The sequence below is a fragment of the Caballeronia zhejiangensis genome (assembly GCF_000698575.1).
Lineage (GTDB): Bacteria > Pseudomonadota > Gammaproteobacteria > Burkholderiales > Burkholderiaceae > Caballeronia > Caballeronia zhejiangensis.
Window position 1 is genome coordinate 144,883 of sequence record NZ_JFHD01000013.1, and the last position, 24,004, is coordinate 168,886.

Annotated in this window: 20 protein-coding genes and 1 CRISPR repeat array; of the genes, 16 read left to right on the top strand and 4 right to left on the bottom strand. The window is 62.5% G+C overall.

Annotated elements, in window-relative coordinates:
• Nucleotides 1-18: 18 nt before the first annotated feature.
• Nucleotides 19-333: a hypothetical protein gene (locus BG60_RS18365; RefSeq protein ID WP_033535841.1), complete on the bottom strand. Its 315-nt coding sequence runs from the start codon at nt 331-333 to the stop codon at nt 19-21.
• Nucleotides 334-701: 368 nt separating this feature from the next.
• Here BG60_RS18365 and BG60_RS18370 point away from each other — a divergent pair, with 368 nt between their 5' ends.
• From BG60_RS18370 to cas2e, 15 genes are all read left to right on the top strand, one after another.
• Nucleotides 702-2,096: an L-serine ammonia-lyase gene (locus BG60_RS18370; protein ID WP_008354177.1), complete on the top strand. Its 1,395-nt coding sequence runs from the start codon at nt 702-704 to the stop codon at nt 2,094-2,096.
• 31 nt (nt 2,097-2,127) lie between these two features.
• Nucleotides 2,128-3,372 (top strand): sarcosine oxidase subunit beta family protein, encoded by a 1,245-nt coding sequence (locus BG60_RS18375; RefSeq protein WP_008354176.1) that lies wholly within the window; start codon nt 2,128-2,130, stop codon nt 3,370-3,372.
• Nucleotides 3,373-3,392: 20 nt separating this feature from the next.
• Nucleotides 3,393-3,692 carry a sarcosine oxidase subunit delta gene (locus tag BG60_RS18380; RefSeq protein WP_008354175.1) on the top strand — a complete coding sequence of 100 codons (300 nt, stop codon included), beginning with the start codon at nt 3,393-3,395 and terminating at the stop codon, nt 3,690-3,692.
• Entirely contained in the window at nt 3,689-6,691 is a 3,003-nt protein-coding gene (locus BG60_RS18385; protein WP_008354174.1) for a sarcosine oxidase subunit alpha family protein, read from the top strand. The genes BG60_RS18380 and BG60_RS18385 overlap by 4 nt, the downstream gene beginning before the upstream one ends.
• Entirely contained in the window at nt 6,681-7,334 is a 654-nt protein-coding gene (locus BG60_RS18390) for a sarcosine oxidase subunit gamma (RefSeq protein WP_008354173.1), read from the top strand. Before BG60_RS18385 ends, BG60_RS18390 begins: the two co-directional genes overlap by 11 nt.
• A complete protein-coding gene (locus BG60_RS18395; protein WP_008354172.1) occupies nt 7,331-7,774 on the top strand; it encodes a dihydroneopterin aldolase in 444 nt (147 codons plus the stop codon). Before BG60_RS18390 ends, BG60_RS18395 begins: the two co-directional genes overlap by 4 nt.
• On the top strand, nt 7,771-8,037 hold the full coding sequence (locus BG60_RS39560; RefSeq protein ID WP_008354170.1) for a hypothetical protein: 267 nt from the start codon (nt 7,771-7,773) through the stop codon (nt 8,035-8,037). The genes BG60_RS18395 and BG60_RS39560 overlap by 4 nt, the downstream gene beginning before the upstream one ends.
• A 706-nt stretch (nt 8,038-8,743) precedes the next feature.
• Complete coding sequence (locus BG60_RS18405; RefSeq protein WP_034472276.1) at nt 8,744-11,395, top strand: CRISPR-associated helicase/endonuclease Cas3; 2,652 nt, start codon at nt 8,744-8,746, stop codon at nt 11,393-11,395.
• 9 nt (nt 11,396-11,404) lie between these two features.
• The gene (locus BG60_RS18410; RefSeq protein WP_008354168.1) at nt 11,405-13,006 is read left to right on the top strand and encodes a CRISPR-associated protein Cse1; all 1,602 of its coding nucleotides are present in this window, start codon (nt 11,405-11,407) and stop codon (nt 13,004-13,006) included.
• Entirely contained in the window at nt 12,993-13,568 is a 576-nt protein-coding gene (casB, locus tag BG60_RS18415; protein ID WP_008354167.1) for a type I-E CRISPR-associated protein Cse2/CasB, read from the top strand. Before BG60_RS18410 ends, casB begins: the two co-directional genes overlap by 14 nt.
• 67 nt (nt 13,569-13,635) lie before the next feature.
• Nucleotides 13,636-14,817, top strand: coding sequence for a type I-E CRISPR-associated protein Cas7/Cse4/CasC (gene cas7e / locus BG60_RS18420; RefSeq protein ID WP_008354166.1), 1,182 nt, complete (start codon nt 13,636-13,638; stop codon nt 14,815-14,817).
• A gap of 1 nt (nt 14,818) precedes the next feature.
• Complete coding sequence (gene cas5e, locus BG60_RS18425; RefSeq protein ID WP_008354165.1) at nt 14,819-15,559, top strand: type I-E CRISPR-associated protein Cas5/CasD; 741 nt, start codon at nt 14,819-14,821, stop codon at nt 15,557-15,559.
• Complete coding sequence (gene cas6e / locus BG60_RS18430; protein ID WP_008354164.1) at nt 15,556-16,323, top strand: type I-E CRISPR-associated protein Cas6/Cse3/CasE; 768 nt, start codon at nt 15,556-15,558, stop codon at nt 16,321-16,323. Before cas5e ends, cas6e begins: the two co-directional genes overlap by 4 nt.
• Before the next feature lie 16 nt (nt 16,324-16,339).
• A complete protein-coding gene (cas1e, locus tag BG60_RS18435; RefSeq protein ID WP_008354163.1) occupies nt 16,340-17,227 on the top strand; it encodes a type I-E CRISPR-associated endonuclease Cas1e in 888 nt (295 codons plus the stop codon).
• A complete protein-coding gene (gene cas2e, locus BG60_RS18440) occupies nt 17,199-17,501 on the top strand; it encodes a type I-E CRISPR-associated endoribonuclease Cas2e (protein ID WP_008354162.1) in 303 nt (100 codons plus the stop codon). Before cas1e ends, cas2e begins: the two co-directional genes overlap by 29 nt.
• Before the next feature lie 86 nt (nt 17,502-17,587).
• Nucleotides 17,588-18,225: direct repeats of the CRISPR family, unit length 28 nt; unit sequence GGTTCCTCCGCGCGCGCGGAGATAGACC.
• 61 nt (nt 18,226-18,286) lie between these two features.
• On the opposite strand, the gene betA is transcribed toward cas2e, so the two are convergent.
• Genes betA through betI form a run of 3 tightly spaced genes read right to left on the bottom strand, consistent with a single transcriptional unit; the run spans nt 18,287 to nt 22,077 of the window.
• The gene (betA, locus tag BG60_RS18445; RefSeq protein WP_008354160.1) at nt 18,287-19,978 is read right to left on the bottom strand and encodes a choline dehydrogenase; all 1,692 of its coding nucleotides are present in this window, start codon (nt 19,976-19,978) and stop codon (nt 18,287-18,289) included.
• A gap of 12 nt (nt 19,979-19,990) precedes the next feature.
• Nucleotides 19,991-21,460 (bottom strand): betaine-aldehyde dehydrogenase, encoded by a 1,470-nt coding sequence (betB, locus tag BG60_RS18450; protein WP_008354159.1) that lies wholly within the window; start codon nt 21,458-21,460, stop codon nt 19,991-19,993.
• A gap of 29 nt (nt 21,461-21,489) precedes the next feature.
• Nucleotides 21,490-22,077: a transcriptional regulator BetI gene (gene betI, locus BG60_RS18455; RefSeq protein ID WP_008354158.1), complete on the bottom strand. Its 588-nt coding sequence runs from the start codon at nt 22,075-22,077 to the stop codon at nt 21,490-21,492.
• 227 nt (nt 22,078-22,304) lie between these two features.
• Between betI and fdhA the strand changes: the two genes are divergently transcribed.
• Complete coding sequence (gene fdhA, locus BG60_RS18460; protein WP_008354157.1) at nt 22,305-23,501, top strand: formaldehyde dehydrogenase, glutathione-independent; 1,197 nt, start codon at nt 22,305-22,307, stop codon at nt 23,499-23,501.
• The last annotated feature ends 503 nt before the right edge of the window (nt 23,502-24,004 follow it).

Sequence of the window (24,004 nt, forward strand, 5' to 3'; positions counted from 1 at the left end):
GAATCGAAGCGGTGCGCTTCAGCCGCCGAGCACCGCGAAGCCCCAGGCGAAAGCGCCGCCGATGAGCGCGCCCGCCGCGCGGCCGAGCACGCTCGCGATCGTGTAATCGGCCCAACGCTGTTCGACTTCGGCCTTCAACACGCCGAAGTAGCGCAGGGCGGGATCGATCGAGCAGAGCAGCATCAGCGCGATCCAGACGGGCACCTGACGCGTGAGCACCCGATCGACGGCGAGCAGATCGACTGCCTGAAGCGTGCCGACGACAGCCACGCTGATAAGGAAAGCGAGAATCCAGGATTTGAAGAACTGGTCGGGTAAGGCGTGAGTTTCCATCAATGCGAACCGGATAAGCAAGAAAAGGCGGAAAGGACGAGTGATCCGAAACCTGTAGGCGTGGCTCACCTCAAGACCTAGGGAATATACCGATGCCTGTCGGCGCGACGCTTCGGACCAGTCTCAAAAATGCGGGATGTGCAACGAAGATGCGCAAAAACGCGCCGGGCGCGAAATGCTCTGTTACGCGCCGTCGCGCTTGCGTCGCCGGGCCTGAAATCATCGGAAATCCGACGTCGTCCACGCGCGAAAAACGGCGCTGACGCCGCGATCCCATTTCGATGGCGTTTTTGTTCTATCGGGTCTTTTCTGGGTTTGGTGCAATGAGCGCCATACCGGAACATCTCGCCAACCCAAGGGACACGCCAATGAACGTCAGCGTCTTCGATCTGTTCAAGATCGGCATCGGACCGTCGAGCTCGCATACCGTCGGGCCGATGATCGCGGCGTGCCGCTTCGCGTCGCATATCGAAGACGCCAATCTGCTCGCCTTCGTCACGCGCGTGCGCGCCGAGCTGTTCGGCTCGCTCGGCGCGACCGGCAAAGGCCACGGCACCGACAAGGCCGTGCTGCTCGGCCTCGAAGGGAATCTGCCCGATCTCATCGATCCGGACGTCATCGCGCCGCGTCTCGCGGAAATCCGCGCGACGAAGCGCCTGAAGCTGCTCGGCAAGCACGATGTGATGTTCGAGGAGCGCGAGCATATCGGCTTCTATCGCAAGCTGATGCCGGGCGCGCCGGGATCGAGCATCGTGCATCCGAACGGCATGCGCTTTCAGGCGTTCGACGAGAACGGCCAGCTTCTCGTCGAGAAGGAGTATTACTCGGTCGGCGGCGGCTTCGTCGTGAATCGCGAAGGCGATCGCGTGAACGGCTTGCGCGCGGCCAATACGGTGCCGTATCCGTTTCGCACCGGCGACGATCTCATGCGCGTCTGTCAGGAGACAGGTCTGTCTATCGCCGACGTGACCATGCAAAACGAATGCGCGAATCGCAGCGAATCCGAAGTCCGCGAAGGCATGCTCGCGGTGTGGCGCGTGATGGCCGCGTGCGTGGAGCGCGGCTGCAAGGAGCGCGGCGAGCTGCCCGGTCCGATGCAAGTCAAGCGCCGCGCCGCCGATCTGTCCGCGTCGCTGCGGTCGCGCTCGGAAGAGTCGCTGCGCGACCCGCTGTCGATGCTCGACTGGGTCAATCTCTATGCGATGGCCGTCAACGAAGAGAACGCGGCGGGCGGCCGCGTCGTCACCGCGCCGACCAATGGCGCGGCCGGCGTGATTCCCGCCGTGCTGCATTACTACGTGAAGTTCATGCACGGCTCGAACGATGACGGCATCGTGCGCTTCCTTCTGACAGCCGCGGCCATCGGCATCATCTACAAGGAAACGGCGTCGATCTCGGGCGCGGAAGTGGGTTGCCAGGGCGAAGTCGGCGTCGCCTGTTCGATGGCCGCCGCCGCGCTCGCCGCCGTCATGGGCGGCACGCCCGCGCAAGTCGAAAACGCCGCGGAAATCGGGATGGAACACAACCTCGGCATGACGTGCGACCCCGTTGGCGGCCTCGTGCAGATTCCGTGCATCGAGCGCAATGCGATGGGCGCGATCAAGGCGATCAACGCCGCGCGCATGGCGATGAAGGGCGACGGCAAGCATTACGTGTCGCTCGATTCGGTCATCAAGACGATGCGCGAAACCGGCGCGGACATGAAGACGAAATACAAGGAGACGTCGCGCGGTGGCCTCGCCGTGAACGTCATCGAATGCTGAATTCAGGACCCCACGAAGGAAGAGAAACACCATGAGCCGCTATTCCATCTTCAGCCTCTTACGCAACGGCATGTCGTATCACGAGAACTGGGAGCGCCAGTGGCGAAGTCCCGAGCCGAAGCGCGAGTACGACGTGGTGATCGTCGGCGGGGGCGGTCATGGTCTCGCGACCGCGTATTACCTCGCGAAGGAGCACGGCATCACGAACGTCGCGATTCTCGAGAAGGGCTGGATCGGCGGCGGCAATACCGCGCGCAACACGACCATCGTGCGCTCGAACTATCTGTGGGATGAATCGGCGGCGTTGTACGAAAAAGCGATGAAGCTGTGGGAGGGCCTCTCGCAAGACCTCAACTACAACGTGATGTTTTCGCAGCGCGGGGTGATGAATCTCGCGCATACGCTGCAGGACGTGCGCGATACCGAGCGCCGCGTGAACGCGAACCGTCTCAACGGCGTCGATGCCGAGTTCCTCACGCCGCAGCAGATCAAGGAAATCGAGCCGACGATCAATCTCAACAGCCGCTATCCGGTGCTGGGCGCGTCGATTCAGCGTCGCGGCGGCGTCGCGCGTCACGATGCGGTCGCGTGGGGCTTCGCGCGCGGCGCGGATCGCGCGGGCGTCGACATCATCCAGAACTGCCAGGTCGTGGGCATTCGCCGCGACGGCAGTCAGGTGACGGGCGTCGATACGACGAAGGGTTTCATCAAGGCGAAGAAGGTCGCGGTCGTCACGGCGGGCAACACGACGACGCTCGCCGACATGGCCGGCGTGCGCCTGCCGCTCGAAAGCCATCCGTTGCAGGCGCTCGTGTCGGAGCCGATCAAGCCGGTCGTGAACACGGTCGTGATGTCGAACGCGGTGCATGCGTACATCAGCCAGTCCGACAAGGGCGACCTCGTGATCGGCGCGGGCGTCGATCAATACACGGGCTTCGGTCAGCGCGGCAGCTTTCACATCATCGAAGGCACGCTGGAAGCGATCGTCGAGATGTTCCCCGTGTTCTCGCGCGTGCGGATGAATCGTCAGTGGGGCGGCATCGTCGACGTATCGCCGGATGCGTGCCCGATCATCTCCAAGACCGACGTGAAGGGTCTGTACTTCAACTGCGGATGGGGCACGGGCGGCTTCAAGGCGACGCCGGGTTCGGGCTGGGCCTACGCGCACACGATCGCGAAGGACGAGCCGCATCCGCTGAACGCGCCGTTCTCGCTGGATCGTTTCTATACCGGTCATCTGATCGACGAACACGGCGCGGCTGCCGTGGCCCACTAATCGCATTAGGAGCGAAAAACATGTTGCTGATCGAATGCCCCTGGTGCGGGCCGCGCGCCGAAACCGAATTTTCCTGCGGCGGCGAAGCGGATATCGCGCGCCCGCTCGACACGGACAAGCTCTCCGACCGCGAGTGGGGCGACTACCTCTTCATGCGCAAGAATCCGCGCGGCGTGCATCGCGAGCAATGGAATCATGCGCAAGGCTGCCGCCGCTGGTTCAAAGTGCAGCGCGATACGGTTTCATATGAAATTCAAGGCTACGAGACGTTCGACCGTCCGCTGGCTGTGATGCATGACAACGGAGGCACGTCGAAATGAGCCAGAAAGACCGACTCGGCATGGGCGGGCGCATCAATCGTGCGATTCCCGTCACCTTCACGTTCAACGGCAAGACGTATCAGGGCTTCGAAGGCGATACGCTCGCGTCCGCGCTGCTCGCGAACGGCGAGCGCTTCGTCGCGCGCAGCTGGAAGTATCACCGTCCGCGCGGGATCATCACGGCGGGCGTCGAAGAGCCGAACGCAATCGTGCAACTCGAAACCGGCGCGTACACCGTCCCGAATGCGCGCGCTACCGAAGTCGAGCTGTATCAAGGGCTCGTCGCGCAGAGCGTGAACGCGAAGCCGAACATCGAAAACGATCGCATGGCGGTCAATCAGAAGATCGCGCGCTTCATTCCCGCAGGCTTCTACTACAAGACGTTCATGTGGCCGCGCAAGTTGTGGCCGAAATACGAGGAAGTGATTCGCGATGCAGCGGGTCTCGGCGAAGCGCCGAAGCAACTCGACGCCGATCGCTACGACAAGTGCTTCGCGCATTGCGACGTGCTCGTGATCGGCGGCGGACCTTCGGGTCTCGCGGCGGCGCATGCGGCGGGTTTGTCGGGCGCGCGCGTGATTCTCGTCGACGATCAGCGCGAACTCGGCGGATCGCTTCTGTCGTGCCGCGCGGAGATCGACGGCAAGCCCGCGCTGCAATGGGTGCAGAAAATCGAAGGCGAACTGCGCAAGATGCCCGATGTGAAGGTTCTTTCGCGCAGCACGGCGTTCGGTTATCAGGATCACAACCTCGTCACGGTCACGCAGCGTCTGACGGAACATCTGCCGGTATCGCGCCGCAGCGGCACGCGCGAACTGATGTGGAAAGTGCGCGCGAAACGCGTCGTGCTCGCGACCGGCGCGCACGAGCGCCCGATCGTTTTCGGCAACAACGATCTGCCGGGCATCATGCTGGCGTCGGCGGTGTCGACGTATCTGCATCGCTATGCGGTGATGCCGGGCCGCAACGCCGTTGTGTTCACCAACAACGACGACGCATATCAATGCGCGCTCGATCTGAAGGCGGCAGGTGCGGATGTGACCGTCGTCGATCCGCGTCCGGCGGAATCGAAGGGCACGTTGCCGGCGGCCGCGCGACGCTACGGCGTGCGCGTGCTGAACAACGCGGTCATCACGGCTGCGCGCGGCAAGCTGCGGGTTGCATCGGTTGAAGTGGCTTCGTACGACAAAGGCCAGGTCGGTCAGAAGCAGACGGACCTGCCATGCGATCTCGTCGCCATGTCGGGGGGCTGGAGCCCCGTGCTGCATCTCTTCGCGCAATCGGGCGGCAAGGCGCACTGGCACGAAGAGAAAGCGTGCTTCGTGCCGGGCAAGGCGATGCAACTGGAGAGCAGCGTCGGCGCATGCGCGGGCGAGTTCTCGCTGTCGCGCGGCATTCGCCTCGGCGCGGATGCGGGCGCGGAAGCGGCGCGCGCCGCGGGTCATATCGTCGTGAAGCCGGCTGCCGTGCAAGTCGCTGAAATCGTCGAAGCGCCGATGTTGCCGCTGTGGATCGTCGGCAACAAGGAATTGTCGACGCGCGGTCCGAAGCAATTCGTCGACTTCCAGAACGACGTGTCGGCGGCCGACATCTATCTTGCGGCGCGCGAAGGCTTCGAATCGGTCGAGCACGTCAAGCGTTATACGGCGATGGGCTTCGGCACCGATCAGGGCAAGCTCGGCAACATCAACGGCATGGCGATTCTCGCGCAAGCCTTGGGCAAGACGATTCCCGAGACCGGCACGACGACGTTCCGCCCGAATTACACCCCTGTCACTTTCGGCACGTTCGCGGGCCGCGAGCTGGGCGAGTTTCTCGATCCGGTGCGCAAGACCGCGATCCACGAATGGCACGTCGAGAACGGCGCGATGTTCGAGGATGTGGGCAACTGGAAGCGTCCCTGGTACTACCCGAAGGCGGGCGAGGACATGCACGCGGCGGTCGCGCGCGAGTCGCTCGCGGTGCGTCAGAGCGTCGGCATTCTCGATGCATCGACGCTCGGCAAGATCGACATTCAAGGCCCCGATTCGGCGAAGCTCCTGAACTGGATGTACACGAATCCGTGGAGCAAGCTCGAAGTCGGCAAGTGCCGTTACGGGCTGATGCTCGACGAGAACGGCATGATCTTCGACGATGGCGTCACGGTGCGTCTCGGCGAACAGCATTACATGATGACGACGACCACCGGCGGCGCGGCGCGCGTGCTGACGTGGCTCGAACGCTGGCTGCAGACCGAATGGCCCGACATGCGCGTGCGTCTCGCATCGGTGACGGATCACTGGGCGACCTTCGCGGTCGTCGGACCGAACAGCCGCAAGGTGCTGCAGAAAGTGTGTCACGACATCGACTTCGCGAACGCGGCGTTCCCGTTCATGAGCTATCGCGATGGCACGGTGGCGGGCGCATCGGCGCGCGTGATGCGGATCAGTTTCTCGGGCGAGCTCGCGTATGAAGTGAACGTGCCCGCGAATGTCGGACGCGCGGTGTGGGAAGCGCTGATGCTCGCGGGCGCTGAATTCGACATTACGCCGTACGGCACGGAAACGATGCACGTGCTGCGCGCGGAGAAGGGCTACATCATCGTCGGCCAGGATACGGACGGCTCGATGACGCCCTACGACCTCGGCATGGGCGGGCTTGTCGCGAAGTCCAAGGACTTCATCGGCAAGCGCTCGCTCACGCGTTCGGACACTGCAAAACAAGGGCGAAAGCAGTTCGTCGGCCTGCTCACCGACGATCCTTCGTTCGTGCTGCCGGAAGGCGCGCAGATCGTCGCGGGACCGTTTCAGGGCGATACCGCGCCGATGCTCGGACACGTCACGTCGAGCTATTACAGCCCTATTTTGAAGCGCTCGATTGCGTTGGCCGTCGTGAAGGGCGGTCTGGAGAAGATCGGCGAATCGGTCATGATTCCGCTCGCGAACGGCAAGCGGGTCAACGCAAAAATCACCAGTTCGGTGTTCTACGACAGCGAAGGAGCACGTCAGCATGTTGAATGAGATCAAAGGTTCCTCGACGGTCGTCGATCGCGCAATCAGCGGACAGGGCGTGTGGCAGGAGTCTCCGCTCGTCGGCGCGGATGCGTTGATGAAGACGCATCAGTCGGGCTCGCCGAAAGCGTTTCGTCTGGCCGAGCGGCCGTTCCTCGAACTCGTGAACGTGCGTGGCGATACGCGCGATCCGGCGTTCGCGAAGGCGGTGCAGAGCGTGATCGGCTGCACGCCGCCCGAGAAGGCGAACACTATTGCGCGCGGCAACGGTTATACGATGCTGTGGCTCGGTCCCGATGAATGGCTCGTGCATTCGGATACGGCGCACGATGCATCGCGTCCCGCGCCGCTCGAAGCGAAACTGCGCGACGCGTTCGTCGGACAGTTCTCGGCGGCGGTGGATATCGGCAGCGGTTATACGGTGCTCGAAATCGACGGACCGAAGACGCGTGAGGTGCTTTCGCGCGGTTGTCCGCTCGATCTGCATCCGAAGGTTTTCGGCGAAGGACAATGCGCGCAGAGCCATTACTTCAAGGCATCGCTTACGCTCGTTCCGCTGGGCGGCGATCGCTTCGAGATAATCGTGCGCCGCAGCTTCGCCGATTACTTCGTGAAGATGATGCTCGACGCCGCCGCGCCGTTGCTCTCATGAAGCCGTTCGAACCGCTTGCCGCGGGTGGCCTGGGCTGGCGCGTGATCGTCGATGAGTTGATCGTGAAGACGCGCGTCGGCTTGTATGAGCATGAGCATGAAGGGCCGCAGCCCGTGTGCATCGATGCGAGCCTGCGTTATCGCGGCATGCCGCATGAATCGGACGATGGTCTCATTGATTACGAGGCGTGGTGCAATCGGGTGAGCGCGTTTCTTGAAGGGAAGGCGCATACGCGCTTGCTGGAGACGCTCGCGGTGGAGATCGCCGCGTTGTCGTTCGAAGAGTGGCCGGCGCTGGATGCGCTTACTTTGGTGCTGCACAAGCCGAAGATTCGTGAGGGCACGAAGCGGCTTGGGCTTGAACTCGACTGGCGTCGGGCGGATTTCGATGCTTGGCGGTCGCGCGTCGATGCGTGGGATGCGGCTGTAGTCCGGCGATGAACGCGTCGCGTGATTCGGCTGCGCAGCTCTCCGAACGTGCATGCAAGAAGCATGATGCGGATGCGGCGCTTAAGCTGCTGGATCGAAGTATCGCGCTGAAGCATCGGCGGATTGCGTTGATTCGGTATCTGCATGCGCAGTATCTCGATGCGCCGTTAGAGGCCAGGCATCATGAGTATGTGAGGGTCGTGGCGGCGCGGTTGAGCGCGGAGGCGGTGGTTAGGGTGGTGGAGGCGGCTAGGGGGAGGTTTGGGGGGAGTTGAAGCTCCGCGGGGGCGGAGGAATGACTTTGATGTTTTTGCCGTAGTTGTTCGGCATGGGGATATCTCCGCGAGGGCGGAGGAACACGAAGATCGAGCCGTGCGCGGTTCGTAAGGTCGGGTCTATCTTCGCGCACGCGCAGGAACCTTTCGCGCGAGTAAACACAGATCGCGGAATCCGGGCCTATCTCCGCGGACGCGGAGGAACCTCTCGGACGAATTCCAGCGCGCGCTTTTCGTAGGGTCTATCTCCGCGGACGCGGAGGAACCCGAATGCCGAGCGCGGCAAAAAGAGGATCGAAGGGTCTATCTCCGCGGACGCGGAGGAACCCGGTACTGATCCAACAATATCAAGCGCTTCAACGGTCTATCTCCGCGGACGCAGAGGAACCGCCGAAAAGGTAAGGACGGTGGGCCGCTTCAAAGGTCTATCTCCGCGGACGCGGAGGAACCTCTACACACAATCTTCATGATTTGAAAAAACAAACGACCGATTCGTTGTCTCGAACCGACCGTGCCGCGGAGAGTATGGCTATCAGTCCTGCTGCTGTCAAACGTCGGATTTTCGAACGGAATGTTCTGCGGTAACGCTGTTCGGTCGCGCAGCAAAGAATTAAGCCAATTCGTATGGCGGCGGAAGCAAATCTTCCGTAAAAGATAGGTATCCAAAATAAATCACGAACGCGCAAAAAATACTTATCGGCAGCACATGCAAACCGAGGCCACCAAAAACGATACCTGCATCGCGTGGGGCAAGCGGCCGCGCGACGGCGACGAGCACTCGCCATTTCATCCGCTATGCGATCACATGCTGGATGTGGCCGCATGTTTCATGGCAATTGCGCGGTGCGGACGAATCCGCGATGCTTTGACGTCGACCGCTGGCCGAGCATTGAGCGAGCAGGACATCGAGCGGCTTGCCGCGCTTACTTATCTGCATGACGTTGGTAAAGCCAACAGCGGCTTTCAGGCGAAGCGCTGGAAGGGCCCGGCACCGCGCGAATGGCCGCAGAAGGCGGGACATGGCTCCGAAGCACTCTACGCGTTCAGCTGCGATGAAGCACTGCTTGCAGGATTGCCCATCGAGGCGATGTCGAACTGGGCGGGCGGCGTCGATGAGCTCTTGCATGCAAGCCTCGGCCACCACGGTCGTCCCATCCCCGAGCCAAAAGGAGTCGACCCGCTGATATGGCGTCCCGTGCGCGACGCTTCGGGGCACGAAATCTACCGTCCCGCAAACGCGCTGAAGCAAATCGGCGATGCGTTGCGTCGGCATTTCCCACTCGCGTTTGCTTCGGGCGGTGAACCGCTGCCGTCCACGCCGTCGTTCGTTCATCTGTTTGCGGGTCTCGTGCAACTGGCCGATTGGCTAGGCTCCGATACGCGTTTCTTCGAGTACAGCGAACCGGGCTCCGCCCGAACGCTGCAAGCCGCACTTGAGCGCGCGTCGAGAGCCGTGGGCGCAATCGGATTGGAAACATCGGCACTGCGCGCACAGTTGATCCGAGATGGATTCTCTTTCCAGTCCGCCTTCGGCATAGAAGCGCCGCACGCCACTCAAAGCGCGTTAGGCGAGGAAGGACTCGGTCCACTTCTCGTACTCGAATCTGAAACCGGCAGCGGCAAGACGGAAGCGGCGCTCTGGCGCTTCGCGAAGCTCTTCGAGGCGGGCAAGGTCGATTCGCTTTACTTCGCGCTGCCTACGCGCGTGGCCGCCACGCAGGTCTATGAGCGTGTCCGCAAGTTCGTCGCGCGTCTCTGGCCAACGTATGCGCCGGTCACTGTGCGCGCCTTGCCGGGCTATGAAAGCGCGGATGGCAATGAAAAGTCGGCGTTGCCGGACTTCAAGGTCTTATGGTCCGATCATCCCGACGAAACCAAGGCGCATCAGCGCTGGGCAGCCGAGTCGTCGAAGCGCTTTCTCGCGGCGACGATCGCCGTCGGCACCATCGACCAGGCTTTGCTCGCGGCCCTGCAAGTGCGACATGCCCATCTGCGTCATGCAGCACTTTGCCGGTCCTTGCTGGTCGTCGATGAAGTCCACGCGTCCGATACCTACATGTCGCAAGTGCTCGAACAACTCCTGGAAGCCCATCGTACAACGGGCGGACATGCTCTGCTGCTGTCCGCGACGCTCGGTTCAAGCCAGCGCGCGCGGTTCCAGAGCATTGCAAACGGCGGCAAGCATGTCAGCGCGCCGGGGATCGAAACAGCCGCGGATGCGGAGTACCCAGCGCTAACGGACGGTACGAGCATCAAGAAATTGCGGGCGTCGGGCGAGCCCAAGACGATCCACTGGCAAACCCTCAACGCAATCGACGACCATGCGCGCGTCGCCCGACTCGCCTTCGACGCCGCGAAACAAGGTGCGCGCGTGCTCATCGTCCGCAATACGGTTCCAGCCGCGATCGCGACGCAAAAGGCGGTAGAAGCATTGGTGAACGCATCCGGCGATCGCGCATGGCTATTCGATATCGATGGCGTGCCGACGCTGCATCACAGTCGCTTTAGCCGACAGGACCGACCGCGTCTCGATGCGCGCGTCGAGGAACGCATGGGCAAGATCCGCAATGGCGTCCACGCGTGCATTGTTGTCGGCACACAGACGCTCGAACAAAGTCTCGATATCGACGCGGACATGCTCATCACGGATATCTGTCCGATGGACGTGCTGTTGCAGCGCATCGGCCGTCTGCATCGTCACAAGCGCGAAGGGAAAGATCGAAGGCCGGATGGCTTCGAGCGGGCTCGCGCATGGGTCCTGATACCCGAGAGCGGTTCCTTCGAAGCGTGCCTCGACGCCCCGCGCAATGGTCTTGGACGGCTGAAAAATGGCGGAGGCGTCTATCCCGATCTGCGCATGATCGAAGCGACGCGTCGTCTTATCTCCGAGAAGCCGAGCCGTATGATTCCGCTCGAGAATCGCGAACTGGTCGAACGCGCGACGCATCCCGATTGCCTGCGTTCGATACAACAGGAGCTTGATGCAGCTTGGGAGCAACAGGCGCAGCAACTCGAAGGCGGCAAGGGTGCGGAGCGAACCATCGCGCGGCTTCATGCGCTTCCCTACGACGCGGCTTTCGCCAAGCTCGCATTCCCAGAAGGCGAAGAACGCATTGCAACGCGTCTCGGCGCGGTTGACAAGCTCGTGGAATTCGACCCACCCGAACTCGGACCCTTTGGCGAAGACGTGCGTCAAATCGCGATGCGCTTTCACATGCTGCCGAACGGGCTTGACGCGGACGCCACGCCAATTTCCATCATCCGTCGCGACGACGGCGGTTTCGAGTTTGACTTGGGCGCAGCGCGTTATTCGTATAGGCGGTTCGGCGTCGAGAAGATCGGCCCACGCAAGAGTTGACGGCTTTCCATGACCATCCAATTCAGTTTGCTGGATCACGCGCTGATTCGCTATCGCACCAGCCACGGACAGGAACGGCACGCGACGTTGCCAGAACTATTCGTCGCGTTCAATCATGACGAAGTGTGTGCATTTCCCGCGCTGCGTCCACATCAACGACATCCGTGGCATGCGATTCTTGTGCAACTCGCGGCCATCGCGCTTTACAACGCGAGTCGAAAGACACCGTTCGCAACCGCCGCCGACTGGCGCGCAGCCCTGCTTGCTTTGACGCCGGACGATGGCGACGGCGCAGCGTTCGCGCTCGTGACACCGGACGATCGTCCCGCATTCATGCAGCCGCCGTGCGGACGCGGAACGTCGCTTATGTGGAAGAAGCGAATCGCAACGCCGGATGCGCTCGATATGCTGGTGACATCGAGAAATCACGATCTGAAAGGCCATCGCATGCTTCATGCGGAGGCGGAGGACTGGATCTATGCGCTCGTCAGCTTGCAGACGCAAGAGGGCTTTCTTGGCGCGGGCAACTACGGCATATCGCGAATGAACGGCGGCTTCGCCAGTCGCCCCGCGGTCGGTGTGGTACCGGTCGGGCGATGGGGAAAGCGCTGGACGCGCGATGTGCAGGTACTGCTTCGGAACCGCGAGGCAATCGTCAAGGAACACGCGCTGAAGGAAAACGGCGGCGTCGCACTTGTGTGGCTTCAGCGTTGGGAGGGCGACAGCAGTCTCTCGTTCTCCGAACTCGATCCCTTCTACATCGAAGTTTGCCGGCGCGTCCGATTGCAGGTCCAGCACGATGCGCTCAACGCGATCGCCACGGGCAGCAAGGTCGTGCGTATCGCTGCGAACGAACGTTGCGGCGTGACTGGCGACGCGTGGACGCCGATCAATGTAGTCGAGGGCAAGGCGCTTTCGATCACCCCGCGGGGTTTCGACTACAAGCTCGCGACCAAGCTCGCGTTCTCGACCAAATACAAGCCGACTATCGCGCGAGAGTTATTGGAAGACGACGGGAAAGAAGGGCTGTTCATTCTCGCGCAAGGCATCGCGCGCGGTAAGGGAAAGACCGAGGGACATCACGAACGGCGCATTCCCATCCGGGAGAAGACGCGTGGCTTGCTGCTGCGGCAAGAAAGCAATGTGATCGAAGAAGCGGCGGAAGAGCGCATCCGGGCAATCGATGACGTCCGCAAGACGCTTTGGGGCGCCTTGTGCCTGCTCTTGGGCAACGGCGACCAGAACGTCAGCGATGACACGAAGAACAAAGCCAACCATTTCGCGAGAGCGTTCGAGCAGGGCGAAGACCGCCGTTTCTTCGACGATCTCAGCAACGAGATCGAAGCCGCCGATGGAGAAGCGGAGCACGACCAATGGCTCCTCGCGCTCGTCGATCGTGCCGCGGCGGTGCTGGAGCAGGCATTCGTCGCGGGCCCGCGCAGCGCGGAACGTGTCTATCGCGCGCGCGGTGCGGCGCTCTCGCGTTTTCATCTCGGGTTGCGGTTCGGAAAGGCGCCGCCGCGAATCGCTCGCGTGTTGAAGCAGCGCGATGAAGCACGCAGAGCGACGCAACCCGAATCGTTCGAGGAGGTTTTAGATGAATCAAATTGACGGCATTGCGCGAGAAGGATCGCGTGTCTTCGGCTACCAGGCGCAAGCGCTCGCCCGTTTCATCGATGCGGGCAAACAAGGCGAAGGCGCCTTGAAAGCGGACTACGTCGCGCTCAAGCGTCTCAATCCGGACGCCGATGCGCTGACCGTGCAGCAGATCGCGGCGCTCACGCGCGCATTGCATCGTGCGAAGGTGGACTGCCAGCAAATGAGCGTCGAGCGCTGGAAGCGGTGGGCCGTGATTGTGAACGGCATCGCGCTGACGGGCCACCACGTCCCGGAGAATGGCGAGGAAAAGGTGAACGCGCGATTCGGCGTTCAATTGCGGCGCGCGCATGTGTCCGATGCTCGCGTGACGAGGCTATTCAACGCGCGCGGCGACGCATTCTTCCCGCTCTTGCAGCGCGTTCTTCGCTTGATGGAAAGCAGGAAGGTCAAGCCGAACTGGGCTGATCTTGGCACGTTCGTCCTCAATGAGAGCGCGGAGGATTCCAGGGGAAAACGCCGCGCGGAAGCGTTGCGCATCAGGTTCGTTCATGACCACGCGAGCGCCAAAGCTTGACGGTCAAACAAGCCACGACCGCCAATCGCCCGATCACGCCCACTCAATCAGCAACAGAAGGACGAACATGACTCAGCCGCGCTTCATTCAGATTCACACGCTGCAAAGCTACTCTGCCGCGCTTCTCAACCGTGATGATGCAGGACTCGCCAAACGTCTCCCGGTGGGCGATGCCATCCGCACGCGCATTTCGTCGCAGTGTCTCAAACGTCACTGGCGCATGGCGGACGATCATCATTCGCTCGCGCGGCTCGGCGTACCGATGGCGATTCGCTCGCGCATCACGCTAACGATGATTCGCGACGAGCTGATCAAGTTGAACGTCCCTGAGAATCTCGCTCAGACCGCAGCCGAAACGTTGCGTGACGCGGGCCTGCTTGATAAGGGCGGCAAGAAACTCAAAGGAAAGGATGCGCTGGAAACCGGTCAGGCTGTATTGCTTGGTAAGGCGGAAATCGACTATCTGGTGCAGCGTTGCACGTCGCTGACGCAGGAATGTCCGGACGAAAAGGCTTTGACGTCAGCGGTCGAGCGTTTCTTGAAGGACGAGAAGTCGAATATCGAAGCGCTCAAGCACGGCAGCGGTCTGGAAGCGTCGCTCTTCGGCCGCATGGTCACATCGGATGTGCTTGCATCGCGGGATGCGGCCGTGTACGTCGCGCACGCGTTCACTGTCCACGAAGCACAGGTCGAGAACGACTATTTCACCGTCGTCGACGATCTGCTGCGCGAGACCGGCGAACGCGGCTCCGCGGGCATCTTCGACACGGAACTTGCGTCGGGTCTTTACTACGGCTATGTGGTCGTGGATGTGCCGCAGCTCGTCGCGAATCTCGAAGGCATCGGCATTGCCGAGTGCTTCGACGCGCATCCCGAGCGGCGTGAACTCGCGGGACGGGTCGTCGACAGCCTGTTGCATCTGATCGCGACCGTCAGTCCAGGCGCGAAGCGCGGATCGACCGCGCCGTTCGGTCACGCGAGCCTGATGCTTGTCGAAACGGGCGATTGGCAGCCGCGCAGTCTCGCGGGCGCGTTCGAAACGGCCTTGAAGCTGAAGGGCGGAAACATCCGCGAGCAAGCGATCAGGCAACTCGCGCGGGAAATCGAAAAGCACGATGCGGCGTATGGCGCACCGCTGGATCGGCGGTATCTCGCGCTCGACGACGAAACGCCGGTGCCGAAGGCCCAACGTCTGTCGCTCGTCGAACTTGGCAAGTGGGTACAGAATCGCATCGTCGAAGGAGCTTGAGATGCCGCGACATCTGCTGATGCGCTTGCGCGCTCCACTCGTGTCGTTCGGTGGCGAAACGATCGACAGTCACGGCGTGATCCGTGACTTCCCGGCTTTGTCGATGGTGACGGGGCTGATCGCCAATGCGCTCGGCTACGATCGCAGCGACTTCCCTTCGCACGACCGCTTGCAGGCGCGCCTGGTGATGGGCACGCGGCTCGACGCCAGCGGCGCGCGGCTTGTCGATTTTCAGACGGCGCAGCTCGGCAAACGCGACGAGGCATGGACGACGCGCGGCGCGCCCGAGACGCGTCGGGGCGACGAGGATTCGTACAAGAGCCCACACTTGCGCCATCGCGAGTATCACGCGGGACTCGATGCGCTCGTCGCCATCCGGCTCGAACCCGCGGACGAGCAACCGGCGCTCGATGACATTGCTGATGCGCTCGATCGACCGAAGCGTCCGCTTTTCATCGGCCGAAAGCCTTGTCTGCCGACGACGCGCGTGTTCGTCGACATGATCGACGCCGATGATCTGCTCGACGCGCTCAAACGTGCGCCCGCGTCCGAACTGTGCGATTTCCGCTTTCAACTGCCCGAAGGCCAAGGCGCATTTCAACACTCCCAATCGCTCGACGTCTGCGACGAACGCAACTGGAAAACCGGCGTGCACGGTGGATGGCGGCGCGTGCTCGAAGGCAGCGAGCCGCAAGTGATTGCCTCGGAAAGCCAAATGAATTCGTCGGAACGAGCCGCATGACAACGTTCAATCTGATGCACTGTCAGCCCGATCCGCGCAAGTTCGTGTTGTGGGCTTCACGGCAAGGCGGGCTGCCGGCGGGCGGCGATTTCGGCTACGCATTGCATGCGGCGCTCCATCGCGTGTTCGGCGAACGCGTGCCGAAGCCCTTTTACTATCGCGATGCACGCGCTGGTCTGCTTGCCTATACGCAAAGTTCAGCCGAAGAACTGCGCGAGGCCGTTGCGTTGTGCGCGGCGCCCGATCTGGCGGATGCGCTCGGCCTCGACGCAGGGCCGAGAAGTCCCGGTCTCGGCGTGCGCTCGTTTCCGCTGCGATGGGACGGGGGCCGCGCGCTGGGTTTCGAAGTCCGCGTGCGGCCGATGCGTCGTTTCAAGAAGGACGACCGAAAGCACGGGACCGAGCGCGATGCGTATCGCGAGCCCGAAGCGCGGAGGGAGGACGAAAAAGATCTGACACGCGAGGCTGTCTATGTGCGATGGCTCGCCGAGCAATTCGGGGCGACCGGAGCCGCGAAACTGATCGAAGCGCGCATGACGCGTTTTCAACTCACGCCCGTGATGCGGCTGACCCAAGCGACAAGCCAACCACCCGCCGGACGACGCCAGCCGCGCACGAGCATCGGTCCGGATGCTACGTTCAGCGGTCATCTGCGCGTCGAGGACACGGAGGCGTTCGCGCGATTGCTGATGCGCGGCGTCGGGCGTCATCGCGCGTTCGGGTTCGGGATGTTGCTGCTCAAGCCGGCGTCGGTTTCGGTGTGAGTCGCGCGAGAAGGCCGTGCTGAAGGGCCGGCTCGGACTCGATACATCGCGCGTTCCGCACGCGGATCGACATGGTCTTTTGTGGCTCGAACGCGGCGAGCTGAACGTGATCGACGGATGTCTGCACTTCACGAGCGGACAGCACGTTGATCAGATTCCGCATCAGTCGGTGTCGATGATTCTGCTCGGTCCCGGCAGCAGCGTGACGCACGATGCGCTGCGTCTGCTCGCGCGTCACGGTACGTTGCTCGCGGCGGTTGGCGTCGATGGCGTGCGTACTTACACCGCGCCGCCTTTGATGCCGGACCGTTCGAGCGTCGCGCGGCGGCAGGCGGAGTTGTGGGGCAATTCCCGACGGCGTCTGAGCGTCGCGCGGCATATGTACGCGTTGCGTTTGGGCGAGGTGCTGCCGCATCGCGATCTCGATACGCTGCGCGGCATCGAGGGCGCGCGGGTCAAGACCATCTATCGGCTGCGGGCGCAGCAGTTTGGCATCGAGTGGGACGGACGTCGTTACGACCGCGCGAATCCCGAGGCCGCCGATCTGCCCAATCAGGCGATCAATCATGCGGCGACGGCGGTGCAGGCGGCGGCTGCCATCGCCGTGCAGGCGCTTGCGGCGATACCGCAGCTCGGGTTCATTCACCAGGATTCGGGGCAAGCGTTCGTGCTCGATATCGCCGATCTTTTTCGAGATGACATCACGCTTTCGATCGCATTCGCCGCTGCTAAAGAGGCCGGACGGAGCGATCAGACCATCGACCGACTCGTGCGGCGCGAGGCGGCGCGCGTCTTTCGGAAGAAGGCTGTCATTCCCGCGATGATCGATCGCGTGAAGCAGGTGCTGCGTCTGGATGAGACGCTGGAGGACAACGATGGCGCTGGTCGTGGTGGTGACGTCTGACGTCGCGGACCGGTTTCGCGGGTTTCTGGCGTCGGTGATGCTGGAGGTGTCGGCGGGTGTCTATGTGGCGCCGCGCATGAACAAGGGCGTTCGCGAGAGAACGTGGTCGGTGCTTGCCGAGTGGCATGGACATGAGCCGCGCGGTAGCGTCGTGATGGTTTGGCGGGATTTGGATGCGGCCGGCGGCATCGGGATCGCGCATCTTGGTGAGCCGCCGCGCGAGCTTGTCGATGTTGATGGGATGTATGTCGTGCGGCGGATGTTGGCGGGGTAGGGGCGTTTTGTTCTTTGAAAATTGGGGAGGTGAGACTGGATCGGTTTGGGGGATTCCTCTTTGGGATCATGGTGTTACGAGGCAGAGGTTCCTCCGCGCGCGCGGAGATAGACCCAAAGGGAGCGACGCCGCTCGCCCATTCCCAAAGGTTCCTCCGCGCGCGCGGAGATAGACCCCAGAGGCGCGACCCAATCAAGTGCAGCGGGTCGGTTCCTCCGCGCGCGCGGAGATAGACCCCTGTGCCGGGTGAAGGTCCGGTCTCTGTTCCCGGTTCCTCCGCGCGCGCGGAGATAGACCTCAACAGGGCTGCGTCAGGAAGCTGTTTCGGAGGGTTCCTCCGCGCGCGCGGAGATAGACCCTATGAAGCGATTATTGAAGGCTTTATCGAAATGGTTCCTCCGCGCGCGCGGAGATAGACCTCTGGTTGCACTTGCGCGTCATCACGACTTGGCGGTTCCTCCGCGCGCGCGGAGATAGACCTTGCCGTATTCATACATCGGTTCAGGCCGCGCAGGTTCCTCCGCGCGCGCGGAGATAGACCGCCAGGTAAGGCTGCCGACGGTGCAACCCAGAAGGTTCATCCGCGCGCGCGGAGATAGACCCTTTCCCGGCAAGACGACGCCGGCCGCAGTCGCGGTTCCTCCGCCCGCGCGGAGATAGACCGCGCAGGGAAGCCGATCCGGATCTCTTCGAAGCGGTTCCTCCGCTCACGCGCAGATAGCCCGTCGCCGACTCCCGGCTGCTGCACGATCAGATCGTTTCCTCCGCCCAAGCGGAGCTCCCCCTCAAACCCCCACCAACCCCCCCACCACCTCCCGCGCCCGTTTCCCCCGCGCCACAAAATAAGCCGTCTCCGCCCGCCCCAACGCAGCAACGCCTCTAATCCGATCCGCAATCTTCTCCGCCAACATGATCGTCGGCGCATTGAGATTCCCGGTCGTGATCTGCGGCATGATCGACGCATCCACGACGCGCAATCCTTCCATCCCATGCACGCGTCCTTCGCCGTCGACGACAGCCATATCGTCATAACCCATCTTGCACGAGCACGAAGGGTGAAAAGCCGTCTCCGCCTTCGCCCTCACGAACGCATCGAGTTCCGCATCGCTTTGCAGATCATCCGACGGATGCAACTCCCGCCCGCGATATCGCGCGAGCGCGGGCTGCCGCATGATCTCGCGCGTAATCCGAATGGCATCGCGAAACTCGCGCCAGTCGAGCGGATCGGCCATGTAGTTGAAAAGAATGCTCGGATGCGCGTTCGGATCGCGCGACTTGAGCTTCACGCGCCCCCGACTCGGCGAGCGCATCGATCCGACATGCGCCTGGAACCCATGCATCTTTATCGGATTCGAGCCGTTGTAATTGATCGCGACCGGAAGAAAGTGGTACTGGATGTTCGGCCAAAGATCCTCGTCGCGCGTGCGGATGAAGCCGCCCGCTTCGAACTGATTGCTCGCGCCGATGCCCGTCCCGTTCAGCATCCATTCGAGCCCGATCGCCGGCTGATTCCACCACTGCAACGCCGGATATAAGGACACCGGCTCCTTGCATTCGTACTGCATGTACATCTCGAGATGATCCTGCAAGTTCTCACCGACGCCCGGCAGATCATGCACGACAGGAATCTCCAACTCCTTCAGCCAGTCAGACCGTCCGACGCCCGAGCGCTGCAACAACTGAGGCGATGCAATCGCGCCGCTGCACACGAGCACTTCGCGCCGCACATGCGCCGTCACGCGCTGCCCGCCATGCAGATAAGCAACGCCGATAGCCCGCTTACCCGAGAACAACACGCGATCCGTGATCGCATGCGTCACGATGGTCAACCCGGCACGATGCTTCGCGCGATCCAGATACCCGCGCGCCGTGCTCGCACGACGTCCCTTCGCGGTCACGGTGCGATCCATCGGACCGAAGCCTTCCTGCTGATAACCGTTGAGATCCTCGGTACGCGGATAACCCGCCTGCACGCCCGCCTCGACCATCGCGGCGAAAAGCGGATTGTTGCCGGGCTTGCTCGTCGTCACATGCACGGGACCATCGCCGCCGTGATACGCATTCGGTCCGATATCGCGCGTCTCCGCTTTGCGGAAGTACGGCAGACAGTCGAGATAACTCCAGTTCTCGAGACCGGGCATCGACGCCCAGTTGTCGTAATCGAGCGCATTGCCGCGGATATAACACATGCCGTTGATCAGCGACGATCCGCCCAGCCCCTTGCCGCGCCCGCACTCCATCCGACGGTTGTTCATATGCGGCTCGGGCTCGGTTTCATACGCCCAGTTGTATCGCCGCCCTTGCAGCGGATAAGCCAGCGCCGCAGGCATCTGCGTGCGAAAGTCGAAGCGATAATCCGGCCCGCCCGCTTCGAGCAGCAGCACCGTCACGTCTTCGTCTTCCGTGAGACGCGACGCGAGCACGTTGCCCGCCGATCCCGCACCGACGATGATGTAATCGTATTCGTTCGCGCTCATCGCACATGCTCCTTAAAACACAGGCTGATAGGGACCGAGCTCGACCTGCACGGACTTTATGCGCGTAAAGGCGCTCAGCGTGACGATGCCGTTTTCGCGCCCGACGCCCGATTGCTTGTATCCGCCGACGGGCATTTCCGCCGGCGACTCTCCCCACGTATTGATCCAGCAGATGCCCGCTTCGAGCCGATGAATCACGCGATGCGCGCGCGACAGGTTCTCCGTCACGACGCCCGCCGCGAGGCCGTAGTCGGTATCGTTGGCGCGCGCGATGACTTCGTCTTCGTCATCGAACGCGAGGATGCTCATCACAGGCCCGAAAATTTCTTCGCGCACGATGCGCATGTCGTCGCGGCAATCAGCGAACACGGTCGGCTCGACGTACTGGCCGCGCGCGAATGCGCCGTCGGTCATGCGCCCACCGCCCGCGACGAGCCGCGCGCCTTCGCGCTTGCCGCTCTCGATATACGTCAGCACCTTCTGCAACTGCGCGGCGCTCGCCAGCGGCCCGAAATTCGTCCGCGGATCATCGGGCGCGCCGATGCGAATGCGCTCCACGCGCTCCATCACGAGCGCTTCGAACTTGCCGATGACACCGCGTTCGACGAACACGCGCGTGCCGTTCGTGCATACCTGTCCGGAACTGAAGAAGTTCGCGCTCGTTGCGATATCGGCGGCGCGTTCGAGGTTGGCGTCGTCGAATACGATGAGCGGCGACTTGCCGCCGAGTTCCATCGTCACTTCCTTCAGCGTCGATCCGCCCGCGCGCGCCATCACTTTCTTGCCGGTTTCGACGCCGCCCGTGAACGATATCTTCTCGATGCCCGCATGTTCCGCGAGCATCGCGCCTACGCGTCCGTCGCCATGCACGACATTGAAGACGCCCGCGGGCACGCCCGCTTCCGTATAGATTTCCGCGAGCTTCGACGCAGTCAGCGGCGTGATTTCGCTCGGCTTGAAGATCATCGCGTTGCCCGCCGCGAGCGCGGGCGCGGATTTCCAGCACGCGATCTGAATCGGATAATTCCACGCGCCGATGCCCGCGCACACGCCGATCGGTTCGCGCCGCGTATAAACGAACGACGATTCGCGCAGCGGAATCTGCTCACCTTCGATGGCCGTCGCGAGCCCCGCGTAATACTCGATGACATCCGCGCCCGTGACGATATCGACGGCGCGCGTCTCCGCGATCGGCTTGCCGGTATCGCGTGTTTCGATCGCGGCGAGTTCGTCGTTGCGCGCGCGCAGCAGATCGACCGCGCGGCGCAGGATGCGCGAGCGCTGCATCGCGGTCATCGCGGCCCATTCGCGCTGGCCTTCGCGCGCCGATTTCACCGCGCGATCGATATCCGCCTGCGACGCCCGCTGCACGCGCGCGAGCGTTTCGCCGGTCGCGGGATCGAGCGTGTCGAAGGTTTCGCCGCTTGTCGCATCGACGTATTCGCCGCCGATATAAAGCCGTTGCTCTCCGAATGCGGACATGTCGCGCTCCTTTCCTTGAATGTGATTAATCAGCCGTGCGCTTCCAGCACGAGGTCGATGTATTCGTAAGCGAGCCGCAGCGCGCCCTTCGTGTCGAACGGCTCGCCGGCCAGCGCGCCGCGCAGCCACAGGCCGTCGATCAGCGCGGCGAGGCCGCTTGCGGCGCGGCGCGCGGCGGGCTTCGTCAAGGCACGCGCGAAATCCGCGCACAGGTTCGAATGCAGACGCCGCGTGTTCACGCGCTGCAGCCGGCGCAATTCCGGCTTGTGCATGCTTTCCGACCAGAACGCGAGCCAGGTTTTCATGACGGGCCCGTTCACCTGTTCCACATCGAAATTCGCCGCGACGACCGCGCGCAGTTTCGATCGCGGATCGGGCTTCGCGGCTTTGCGGCGGCGCGACGTGCCTTGCCATAGCGAGCGCAGCACATGGCGCATCGTGGCTTCGAGCAGACCGTCCTTGTCGCCGAAGTAATGGCTGACGATGCCCGTCGACGTGCTCGCGCGCTGCGCGACCGAAGCGAGCGTCGCGCCGGAAAGTCCCGATTGGTCGATGGTATGCAACGTGGCGTCGATGAGTTGCGCGCGGCGGATATCGCGCATTCCGAGCTTGGGCATGGTCTTTTCGTGACTGACGATGTGCGCAGATACTATTTTTTTTATTTTGAACGGTCAATCAATAAAAACCGGGTCGAAAGGTTTTCTGCGCGCGATGTCGGTTTCAGTCAAACGTGCGTCGCATTGAGTGCGAGTCGCGGCGTCGCGAGAGCGCTACCCTCGTTGCACGGGCGCGGTCATCGGTCGGATGGTTCGCGCATGCCGTCCACGAAACAAGGAGACGATCAATGAGCAGCAATCGCGGCGTCGTGTATCTGGGGCAGGGCAAGGTCGAAGTGCAATCCATCGACTATCCGAAGATGGTCGATCCACGCGGGCGGGACATCGGCCACGGCGTCATTCTGAGGGTCGTCAGCACGAACATTTGCGGCTCGGATCAGCACATGGTGCGCGGCCGCACGACTGCGGAAGTCGGCCTCGTGCTCGGCCATGAGATTACGGGCGAAGTGATCGAAGTGGGGCGCGATGTCGAGACGCTTGCCATCGGCGATCTGGTTTCGGTGCCATTCAACGTCGCGTGCGGCCGTTGTCCGACGTGCAAGGCGCAGCATACGGGCGTGTGCCTGAACGTGAATCCGTCGCGTGCGGGCGGCGCGTATGGCTATGTCGACATGGGCGGCTGGATCGGCGGTCAGGCGGAATACGTGATGGTGCCGTACGCGGACTTCAATCTGCTGAAGTTTCCCGACAAAGCGCAGGCGATGTCCAAGATCCGCGATCTGACTTGTCTCTCCGACATTCTTCCGACGGGTTACCACGGCGCGGTGATGGCGGGCGTGGGGCCGGGCTCGACTGTGTATATCGCGGGCGCGGGGCCGGTCGGGATGGCGGCGGCTGCGTCGGCGCGCTTGCTGGGCGCGGCTTGCACGATCGTCGGCGACATGAACGAGGAGCGTCTTGCGCATGCGCGCGCGATGGGCTTCGAGACGATCAACCTGTCGAAGGATGCGACGCTCGGCGAGCAGATCGAGCAGATTCTCGGCAAGCCGGAAGTGGATTGCGCGGTCGATTGCGTCGGTTTCGAAGCGCACGGTCACGGCAGCGATGCCGGTCACGAAGCGCCCGCGACGGTGCTCAATTCGCTGATGGAGATTACGAAGGCGGCGGGCGCGATCGGGATTCCGGGTCTTTACGTGACTGACGATCCCGGTGCGGTCGATGCTGCGGCGAGGAAGGGGAGTTTGAGCATTCGCTTCGGGCTGGGCTGGGCGAAGTCGCATTCGTTCCATACGGGGCAGACGCCGGTCATGAAGTACAACCGCAATCTGATGCAGGCAATTTTGTGGGATCGGTTACCGATTGCCGATATCGTCAATGTGACGGTGGTTTCGCTCGATGAAGCGCCGGATGGGTATCGGAAGTTTGATGGCGGAGCGCCGAGGAAGTTTGTTATCGATCCGCATGGGTTGTTGAAGGCGGCTTGAGCCTTTGTTTTTGCCCCCGGCGGGTTGGGGGCCTTCGGTTTTCTTGTTGTTGCCGGATCCCGTGATCGCGTCGGTCTATTAGCACGGCCCCCGTGCGGGGCGGCACCTACTTTCTTTGCCGCTGCCAAGCTGGGTTTGGCGTTTCGTTTCGTTTCTTTTCGCCGGATCCCGTTTTCGTGGCGGTCTATTAGCGTTGCCCCTGTGCGGGGCGGCACTCACTTTCTTTGCTGCTGCAAAGAAAGTAAGCAAAGAAAGCAGCTCGTCACGGCCCGCGGTCACACGCAATTTGGGTAGTCCTCTCGTCACAGGCGGCACTCGCCTAAAGGGTGCCCTCAAACACCTAATCGGGCTTGGCTCGCGCACGGTCCGCCGCCCGAAAACGCTGAGGACACTGGTTCAGCACGAAAGAGCTTCGGCACAGCGCTACGCGCTGCCGCCCGGTATGCAAGGGAAACCAACGTGCGGCAAGTGCAGCGAGATTGAGACGTTAGTAGCGAAGCACG

What these genes read in the sequence shown, in the direction of transcription:
- BG60_RS18365 (WP_033535841.1), bottom strand. Translation starts at nt 333, where the DNA reads ATGGAAACTCACGCCTTACCCGACCAGTTCTTCAAATCCTGGATTCTC.
- BG60_RS18370 (WP_008354177.1), top strand. Translation starts at nt 702, where the DNA reads ATGAACGTCAGCGTCTTCGATCTGTTCAAGATCGGCATCGGACCGTCG.
- BG60_RS18375 (WP_008354176.1), top strand. Translation starts at nt 2,128, where the DNA reads ATGAGCCGCTATTCCATCTTCAGCCTCTTACGCAACGGCATGTCGTAT.
- BG60_RS18380 (WP_008354175.1), top strand. Translation starts at nt 3,393, where the DNA reads ATGTTGCTGATCGAATGCCCCTGGTGCGGGCCGCGCGCCGAAACCGAA.
- BG60_RS18385 (WP_008354174.1), top strand. Translation starts at nt 3,689, where the DNA reads ATGAGCCAGAAAGACCGACTCGGCATGGGCGGGCGCATCAATCGTGCG.
- BG60_RS18390 (WP_008354173.1), top strand. Translation starts at nt 6,681, where the DNA reads ATGTTGAATGAGATCAAAGGTTCCTCGACGGTCGTCGATCGCGCAATC.
- BG60_RS18395 (WP_008354172.1), top strand. Translation starts at nt 7,331, where the DNA reads ATGAAGCCGTTCGAACCGCTTGCCGCGGGTGGCCTGGGCTGGCGCGTG.
- BG60_RS39560 (WP_008354170.1), top strand. Translation starts at nt 7,771, where the DNA reads ATGAACGCGTCGCGTGATTCGGCTGCGCAGCTCTCCGAACGTGCATGC.
- BG60_RS18405 (WP_034472276.1), top strand. Translation starts at nt 8,744, where the DNA reads ATGCAAACCGAGGCCACCAAAAACGATACCTGCATCGCGTGGGGCAAG.
- BG60_RS18410 (WP_008354168.1), top strand. Translation starts at nt 11,405, where the DNA reads ATGACCATCCAATTCAGTTTGCTGGATCACGCGCTGATTCGCTATCGC.
- casB (WP_008354167.1), top strand. Translation starts at nt 12,993, where the DNA reads ATGAATCAAATTGACGGCATTGCGCGAGAAGGATCGCGTGTCTTCGGC.
- cas7e (WP_008354166.1), top strand. Translation starts at nt 13,636, where the DNA reads ATGACTCAGCCGCGCTTCATTCAGATTCACACGCTGCAAAGCTACTCT.
- cas5e (WP_008354165.1), top strand. Translation starts at nt 14,819, where the DNA reads ATGCCGCGACATCTGCTGATGCGCTTGCGCGCTCCACTCGTGTCGTTC.
- cas6e (WP_008354164.1), top strand. Translation starts at nt 15,556, where the DNA reads ATGACAACGTTCAATCTGATGCACTGTCAGCCCGATCCGCGCAAGTTC.
- cas2e (WP_008354162.1), top strand. Translation starts at nt 17,199, where the DNA reads ATGGCGCTGGTCGTGGTGGTGACGTCTGACGTCGCGGACCGGTTTCGC.
- betA (WP_008354160.1), bottom strand. Translation starts at nt 19,978, where the DNA reads ATGAGCGCGAACGAATACGATTACATCATCGTCGGTGCGGGATCGGCG.
- betB (WP_008354159.1), bottom strand. Translation starts at nt 21,460, where the DNA reads ATGTCCGCATTCGGAGAGCAACGGCTTTATATCGGCGGCGAATACGTC.
- betI (WP_008354158.1), bottom strand. Translation starts at nt 22,077, where the DNA reads ATGCCCAAGCTCGGAATGCGCGATATCCGCCGCGCGCAACTCATCGAC.
- fdhA (WP_008354157.1), top strand. Translation starts at nt 22,305, where the DNA reads ATGAGCAGCAATCGCGGCGTCGTGTATCTGGGGCAGGGCAAGGTCGAA.